Annotated in this window: 8 protein-coding genes; 6 read left to right on the top strand and 2 right to left on the bottom strand. The window is 73.1% G+C overall.

Features of this window, described 5'->3' with window-relative positions; all coding sequences use genetic code 11:
• A partial coding sequence (locus ESO86_RS18835) for a hypothetical protein (RefSeq protein WP_207207092.1) occupies nucleotides 1-534 on the top strand: 534 nt, incomplete at its 5' end.
• A gap of 78 nt (nucleotides 535-612) precedes the next feature.
• On the opposite strand, the gene ESO86_RS10625 is transcribed toward ESO86_RS18835, so the two are convergent.
• Complete coding sequence (locus ESO86_RS10625) at nucleotides 613-843, bottom strand: hypothetical protein (RefSeq protein ID WP_207207093.1); 231 nt, start codon at nucleotides 841-843, stop codon at nucleotides 613-615.
• Nucleotides 844-875: 32 nt separating this feature from the next.
• On the opposite strand from ESO86_RS10625, the gene ESO86_RS10630 reads away from it, so the two are divergent.
• The 5 genes from ESO86_RS10630 (at nucleotide 876) to ESO86_RS10650 (ending at nucleotide 3,833) form a co-directional block, all read left to right on the top strand.
• Complete coding sequence (locus tag ESO86_RS10630; RefSeq protein ID WP_242492319.1) at nucleotides 876-1,310, top strand: MarR family winged helix-turn-helix transcriptional regulator; 435 nt, start codon at nucleotides 876-878, stop codon at nucleotides 1,308-1,310.
• A 207-nt stretch (nucleotides 1,311-1,517) separates the two neighbouring features.
• Nucleotides 1,518-1,865 (top strand): DUF7882 family protein, encoded by a 348-nt coding sequence (locus ESO86_RS10635; RefSeq protein WP_129234866.1) that lies wholly within the window; start codon nucleotides 1,518-1,520, stop codon nucleotides 1,863-1,865.
• Between the two features lie 49 nt (nucleotides 1,866-1,914).
• Complete coding sequence (locus tag ESO86_RS10640) at nucleotides 1,915-2,811, top strand: Fpg/Nei family DNA glycosylase (protein ID WP_129234867.1); 897 nt, start codon at nucleotides 1,915-1,917, stop codon at nucleotides 2,809-2,811.
• A gap of 81 nt (nucleotides 2,812-2,892) precedes the next feature.
• On the top strand, nucleotides 2,893-3,645 hold the full coding sequence (locus ESO86_RS10645; RefSeq protein ID WP_242492320.1) for an LON peptidase substrate-binding domain-containing protein: 753 nt from the start codon (nucleotides 2,893-2,895) through the stop codon (nucleotides 3,643-3,645).
• Entirely contained in the window at nucleotides 3,642-3,833 is a 192-nt protein-coding gene (locus ESO86_RS10650) for a hypothetical protein (RefSeq protein ID WP_129234868.1), read from the top strand. Before ESO86_RS10645 ends, ESO86_RS10650 begins: the two co-directional genes overlap by 4 nt.
• Nucleotides 3,834-3,845: 12 nt before the next feature.
• Here ESO86_RS10650 and ESO86_RS10655 read toward each other — a convergent pair whose 3' ends face one another.
• Nucleotides 3,846-5,336, bottom strand: a complete 1,491-nt coding sequence (locus tag ESO86_RS10655) for a cryptochrome/photolyase family protein (protein ID WP_129234869.1) — start codon at nucleotides 5,334-5,336, stop codon at nucleotides 3,846-3,848.
• Nucleotides 5,337-5,547: the final 211 nt, after the last annotated feature.

Consider the following 5,547-nt stretch of genomic DNA (forward strand, 5'->3'; position numbering starts at 1 on the left):
CCCGCGCCGACGGGAGCGCTCGCGGCGACCGCACCGCGACGCCGGCTCTCCGGAGGGGCGATCGCCGCGATCGTGGTCGGCGGGGTGGCGCTCGTCGCGGTGCTCGTCGCCGGAGGCATCGGCCTGTTCGGCCTCGTCCGGGGCGTCGCGGAGACGGCGATCGCCGAGTCGTCCGAGTCGGCCGGCCCGGGTGCGGTCGGCGCCGACGTCGAACGGTACGAGTCGTACGAGACCGGCTACGAGTTCCCCGCCGCGATCGAGATGTACTGGGACGGGCGCTACGACGACGACTGCGCGATCGGGTTCGCGGAGGGCTGCTGGCAGATGGCGCTGTTCACCGAGGCCGATTGCGACGTGCTCGAGGTGACCCTCGTCTTCAACGACGACGCCGACTCGTGGGTCGCGGAGGAGACCGAGACGCGACTCGTGTCGGACGTGCGAGCCGACGAGGCGGTGCCGGTCGTGTTCGGCAACGACGACCGGGAGTTCGGCTGGATCGACCAGGTGCGCTGCACCGACGGCGCCGGCGCCTGAGCACGGCACCGCGCCACCGTGCGCGCTGCGCGTCGACGTGATCCGGGTGGGCGCGATCGGGACCGGCCGCCCGCGCGCTCAGGGGCAGTGCAGGTGCGTCGGCGTCGTGGCATCCCCGCGATCGATGCGGTGCTCGGCCATCGGGGCACCGCACAGCGGGCATGCGGGATCGGCCGGCGGCACGTAGGGCGCCTCGGGCCGTCCGATGCCGACCTGAGCGGGCCCGGCGACGGGATAGAGGAACTGGTTGACGCGCGACCAGAACCCGGGCACGCCCTTCCACGGGTTCGGCAGTTTTTGTTCGTGCACGAATGATTAGTGTACAGACTATTCTGGAGCGCATGATCGACCCGCTCGAGCTCGACCGTCAGCTCTGCTTCGCGCTCGCCGCGACGAGCCGCGAGGTCGTGCGGCTGTACCGCCCGTCGCTCGATCCGCTCGGGCTCACCCACCCGCAGTACCTCGTCATGCTCGCACTGTGGGAGCAGAGCCCGCTGCGACTGCGCGAGATCGCCGACCGCCTGCACCTCGAGCCGGCCACCGCCAGTCCGCTCGTCGGGCGCCTCGAGTCGGCCGGGCTCGTGACCCGGCGGCGCAGCGCGGACGACGAGCGCGCCATCGACATCGAGCTCACCGCCGACGGCGAGGCGCTGCGCGAACGCGCGCTCGCAGTGCCCGGAGAGGTCGTGGCGCGCCTCGGCTACCCCGTCGAACGGCTCGAGCGGCTCCGCGACGAGCTCACCTCGCTGCTCGAGGCCGCGCACCGCGCGAACTGACGGAGCGGAGACCGGATCACGCGCGACGGGCCGGTGTCAAGTCCCTCCCGCGATCGGGGAACAGTCCGTAGAACTGACTGCGCGGGTCCCCGAAGCCCGCCACAGGCCGTCGGTCACCGCGCGGATTCTCGTCCACGCGGACGTCCCGGGACACCCGGGCGATCGACGGCCTGACCCGTTCCATCGCCATGCCCGGAAGGACCCCGTTTGGGAACGCTCCACGTCGGCCGCATCACGCGGATCGATCTCCCCGACATCGTGCTCGCCCACGTTCACGCCGTCGTCATCGCCAAGCTCCGCATCCACGAGCCCGTGCTCGTCGGATGGATCTCGCCCGAGGGGCACCGCGACGAGGTGCTCGTGCACCCCACGATGCCGGTCGTCGTCAACTACGACGCCGACGACCGGATCGGTCTCGTCCGTGACTGGCTCGAGCGCCTCATGCGCTCGGCGAACGGCGTCGGCGGACTGCAGCTGACCCCGGAGGCGATCGAGGAGCTGGCCGCGATCGGCGGTACCCGGGTGGACGCAGGGGCGCCCGCGCCCGCGAGCTGAACGAGGGGCCCCGGTCGCGGAAGTCGGCGGCCGGTGCCACCATGGACCCGTGCCGGAGATGCCGGAGGTCCAGGCGCTCGCCGAGTTCCTCGCCGAGCGCGCCGAGGGGCATGCCATCACGTCCGCCCGGGTCGTCGCGATCGCGGCGCTGAAGACGTTCGATCCGCCCCTGCACGCGATCGAGGGCCGGCCCATCGCCTCGGTCGGGCGGCACGGCAAGTTCCTCGACGTCGAGCTGGGCGGGGCGGATGCCTCGGGCGGCACCCCCGCCGGCGAGCCGCTCCACCTCGTCTTCCACCTCGCCCGCGCGGGCTGGCTGCGCTGGTACGACGAACTCCCGACCACGGTGCTCCGGCCGGGCCGATCGCCCATCGCGCTTCGGATCCGCCTCGACGACGGAGCCGGGTTCGACCTCACCGAGGCCGGCACGAAGAAGTCGCTCGCCGTCTACGTCGTCCGAGATCCCGCCGACGTGCCCGGTGTGGCGAGGCTCGGCCCCGACCCGATGGCCGACGACTTCGCCCTCGAGCGCTTCGCCGAGATCCTCGACGGCCGTCGAACGCGAATCAAGGGGCTCCTCCGCGACCAGTCCGTGCTCGCAGGGATCGGCAACGCGTACTCCGACGAGATCCTCCATGCCGCGAAGATGTCGCCGTACAAGATCGCCGCGACGCTCGACCCGGGCGAGGTCGAGCGGCTGTACGCCGCGATGCGCGGCACCCTCGGCGAGGCGCTCGCCGAGGCGTCCGGAAAGCCCGCCGCCGAGCTGAAGGACGCCAAGCGGCGGAACCTTCGGGTGCACGGCCGAACCGGCCTGGCCTGCCCCGCGTGCGGCGACACGATCCGGCAGGTCGAGTTCCACGACTCGACGTTCCAGTACTGCCCGACCTGCCAGACCGGCGGCACCCCGCTCGCCGATCGCGTCCTGTCGCGGCTCGTGAAGTAGCTCCTCGGAACCGGCTGGGGGGATGCCGCGAGGCACCTGTGGCGACGACCCGCCCGCCGCCCGACGTGCTTGCATGCTGTCATGGGCTCGTTCGCGATGTTCCCCCTGGGCAGTGTGCTGTTCCCGCACATGCCCCTCGCCCTGCGCGTGTTCGAGCCCAGGTACCTCGTCATGATGTCCAGGATCCTCAACGACCAGCCGAGCGAGTTCGGCGTCGTGCTGATCGAGAGCGGGCGCGAGGCCGCCGGCGCCGAGGCGCAGCGGAGGTTCGACGTCGGCACCGTCGCTCGGGTCACCGAACTCGGCGCCACCGAGGGCGACCTCGCGGTGATCGCACGGGGAGGCCGTCGCATCGAGGTCGTGGAGTGGCTGCCCGACGACCCGCATCCCGTGGCCGTCGTCCGCGAGCTGCCGGAGCTCGATTGGGACGAGAGCCTCGGACCGCTGCTCGAGAGGGCCGAACTCGTCGTTCGCCGCACGATCGCCCGCGCGAGCGAGTTCGTCGAGCTGCCGTGGGACGCGGACGCGGAGCTCAGCGAGGATCCGACAGCGGCGGCGTGGCAGCTCGCCGGGATCGCGCCGCTGACCCCGCTCGACCAGGTCCGGCTGCTCGCCTCGACGAGCCTGCGGACGCTGCTGACCCAGCTCATCGAGTTCACCGTCGGCGCAGGCGAGGTGCTCACGACATCCTGGGCGACCACGGACGACCTGGACGCCGAGATCGCCGAGGCGCTCGACCGCGCGGGCGAGCATCAGCCGGATGCGGGCGAGGACTCGGACGGGGACCCCGACGATGACGAGCCCCCGTCCGCGACCGACGGGAGGAACGCATGACCGAGCACTGGCGCCGCGTGCGCTGCCCGCGCTGCGGCGAGACGTCCACCGCCCTCGTGGCAGTGGTGCCGACGATGGGCGACGCGGGTCTCGCCGTGGTCGACTACCGCTGCCCGAGCGGATGTCGCCACGACGACGTGCACGACGAGCTGGACGAGGCGCTCGGCATCCGGCACGCGCTCGGCTGAGCGCCGACGGGGTCACGTCGGCGCCGGACCGAACCCGTCGCTGTCCTCGTCGCGCGCCCGCTCCTGGGCGACGACCTCCGCACGATCCGACAGGCGGCGGAGTCCGGCGAGCGGCTGCGCCATCCGGTGGTTGCCGCGCAGCTTCGACTCGGCGCGGTCGAGGAACGCCCAGTACCCGGCCGTGAACGGACACGCCTCGGGACCGGTCCGGACGCGCGGATCGAAACGGCACCCTCCGCAGTAGTCGGTCATCCGGTCGAGGTACGCACCGCCCGCGGCGTACGGCTTCGTGGCGACCCGCCCGCCGTCGGCGTGCTGCGACATGCCCACGACGTTCGCCGGCATGACCCACGGGGTCCCGTCGACGAACGCCCCCGCGAACCAGTCGCTGAGCGCCGCCGGTTCGACGCCGCGCTGCAGCGCCCAGTTGCCGAGCACCATGAGCCGCTGGATGTGGTGGGCCCAGCCGCGGTCGCGGACGTCGGCGAGCGTCGCGCGCAGGCACGCGGCGTCGACGCCGTCCGGGTCGAGCATCGCGAAGGGGCGGGGGACCGGCCGGTCCGCTCCGAGGAAATCGCTCTCGCGGACGTAGTCCGGGCCGAGATGCCAGTAGAGGTGCCAGACCCAGTCCCGCCAGCCGACGACCTGGCGGACGAAGCCCTCCACGCTGGACAGCGGGGCGCGACCGGCGTCGTACTCCGTCGCCACGCGCCGAGCGAGGCGGAGCGGATCGAGCAGTCCGAGGTTCAGCGGCACGCTGAGCAGCGAGTGCGCCATCACCCAGTCGTGCTCGAGCACGGCGTCCTCGAACGGGCCGAAGTCGCCGAGCCTCGACTCGATGAAGTCGTCGACGGCCCGCTCGGCCTCCGCCTCGGTGACGGCGAACCGTCGCGGCCCGTCCGCGCCGATGAGCCGGACCGACCCGTCCGCCTCCCAGCGGTCCAGGTCCGCGCGCACCTCGCGGTCGATGTCGTCCTCGTCGGGCCACCAGGGCTCCGGGAGGCCCAGCGTGACGGCTCCCCTGGGCGGCGGGCGGCGGTTCTCGCGGTCGAGGTTCAGCCGGCCGCCCTCGGGGTCGGGTCCGCGCATCAGGAGCCCGGTCCGTTCGCGCACCCAGCCGTAGAAGTCCTCCATGCGGGTGCGCCGCGACCCACGGCCGGACATCCACTCGGCGAAGTCCGCCTCCGTCGTCGTGAATCCTCGGCTCGGGAGCATCGGGATGCCGCGTCGCTGGACGGCGGATCGTGCGGCGCGGGACGGCGGCGCGATCACCTCGAGGTCGTCGCGACCGTCCACCGCGTCACCGAATCGCTCGACCTGCCGGAACTCGGCGCGGGCGCCCAGCTCGGCGGCTCGGTGCCGGATGGCCGAGAGGACGAGATGCGCCTTCTGCCGGTGCATCGGCGCGCGGCCGAACGCCGCGCGCGCCTCGACGAGCAGGATCGGCCCGCCGTCGTCGAACGAGGAGCCGAGCTGCCCGGCGAAGAGCCACCGAACCGTCATCCGCGCATCCGATCGGGCCGAACCCGTCGTCGTCCGAGCCCGCCCCTGAGGGCGGCTCAGGCCTCCCGCGCGTGCCGCGGCGCGTGCTCCTCGGCGACGACCTCGTCCTCGTGCTCGGCGGAGGTGCGGCCCGACGTCTCCGAGGTCCGCTCGACCCGCTCGGGCCCATCGGGCGCGGGCGCGACGTCGGCGGCCCGACCATCGCCCGACC

The organism is Agromyces binzhouensis, from assembly GCF_004135055.1.
In the GTDB taxonomy this organism is placed as follows: Bacteria; Actinomycetota; Actinomycetes; order Actinomycetales; family Microbacteriaceae; genus Agromyces; species Agromyces binzhouensis.

What these genes read in the sequence shown, in the direction of transcription:
- ESO86_RS10630 (WP_242492319.1), top strand. Translation starts at nt 876, where the DNA reads ATGATCGACCCGCTCGAGCTCGACCGTCAGCTCTGCTTCGCGCTCGCC.
- ESO86_RS10645 (WP_242492320.1), top strand. Translation starts at nt 2,893, where the DNA reads ATGGGCTCGTTCGCGATGTTCCCCCTGGGCAGTGTGCTGTTCCCGCAC.
- ESO86_RS10650 (WP_129234868.1), top strand. Translation starts at nt 3,642, where the DNA reads ATGACCGAGCACTGGCGCCGCGTGCGCTGCCCGCGCTGCGGCGAGACG.
- ESO86_RS10655 (WP_129234869.1), bottom strand. Translation starts at nt 5,336, where the DNA reads ATGACGGTTCGGTGGCTCTTCGCCGGGCAGCTCGGCTCCTCGTTCGAC.